Consider the following 1,478-nt stretch of genomic DNA (forward strand, 5'->3'; position numbering starts at 1 on the left):
AGCCGGCGGGCGACGGCCTGGTGCCGTGGGTGCTCTCGGCACGCAGCGCCGAGGCGCTGCGCGAACAGGCGGCGCGCCTCAAGTCCTTCGCCGACGAGGCGCCTGACGTACCGGCGACGGCCGCGGGCCGCGCGCTGGTCTCCTCGCGGGCGGTCCATGAACACCGTGCGGTGGTGGTGGGCGCCGACCGTGCGGAGCTTCTCGCCGCGCTGGAGGCCGTGGCCGAGGGCCGCCCGGCCGGCAACGCGGTCACGGGCGTCGCCGAAGCCCCCGGCCGACTGGCCTTCCTGTTCTCGGGGCAGGGGTCTCAGCGGCTCGGCATGGGCCGCGAACTGGCGGACCGTTACGGGGTGTTCGCGGGCGCCCTGAACTCCGTATTGGACGAGTGTGATCCGCGGGTGCGTGAGGTGCTGTTCGGCGATGATGCTGATGCGCTGAACGAGACCGGGGTGACGCAGCCGGCGCTGTTCGCGGTGGAGGTGGCGCTGTTCCGGCTCCTTGAGTCGTGGGGCATCCGTCCCGACGTGCTTGCCGGTCACTCGATCGGCGAGCTGGCCGCCGCGCACGTGGCCGGCGTCTGGTCGCTGGCGGACGCCGTGAAGGTGGTGTCGGCGCGGGGTGCGCTGATGCAGGCGCTGCCCGCGGGCGGTGCGATGGTCGCGATCCAGGCGACCGAGGCGGAGGTCACGCCGGACCTGTCGGAGACGGTCGGCCTGGCCGCCGTCAACGGCCCCACCTCCGTCGTCGTCTCCGGTGTCACCGCCGATGTGGAGGCGGTCGCGGAGAAGTGGCGTGCGGCGGGCCGGAAGGTGTCGCGTCTGAAGGTCAGCCACGCCTTCCACTCGCCCCTGATGGAGCCGATGCTCGACGGTTTCCGCCGGGTGCTTGAGGGCGTGTCGTACGAGGCGCCCTCGCTGCCGATCGTGTCGACGCTGACCGGCACCCGGGCGAGCGCCGAGGAGTTGGCCTCGCCCGAGTACTGGGTGCGGCATGTGCGTGAGGCCGTGCGGTTCGCCGACGCCGTGGGCACACTTGTGGACGACGACGTGACCACGTTCGTGGAGGTCGGTCCGGGTGGCACCTTGTCCGCGCTGGGGCAGCTGTGCGCGCCGGACGCGGCCTTCGTGCCGGTGCTGCGCGGCGACCGCCCGGAGGCCATGGCGGCCACGACCGCCGCAGGGCACCTGCACGTGCGCGGCGTCCGGGTGGACTGGGAGGTCTTCTTCGCCGGCCACAGCACCCGGCACGTGGACCTGCCCACCTACGCGTTCCAGCATGAGCGGTACTGGCTGGACGCGCGCCCGGTGGACGTGGACGTCGAGCTGCTGTCACCGGTGGACGCGAGATTCTGGGGAGTCGTCGAGGACGGTGACATCACCGATCTCGCCCGTACGTTGGATGTGTCGTCGGACGCTCCGTTGAGTGAGGTGTTGCCGCGGTTGTCCGCGTGGCGCAAGGAGCAGCAGGGCCGTGCCACG

1 protein-coding gene is annotated in these 1,478 nt (G+C 72.3%); it reads left to right on the plus strand.

What is annotated here, in order from left to right; genetic code table 11:
- Window positions 1–1,478: acyltransferase domain-containing protein (locus AB0I16_RS35780; protein WP_363253860.1), on the plus strand; the 1,478-nt coding region annotated here is incomplete at both ends.

Origin of the sequence: Streptomyces sp. NPDC050703, assembly GCF_040654435.1 — a bacterium.
In the GTDB taxonomy this organism is placed as follows: domain Bacteria; phylum Actinomycetota; class Actinomycetes; order Streptomycetales; family Streptomycetaceae; genus Streptomyces.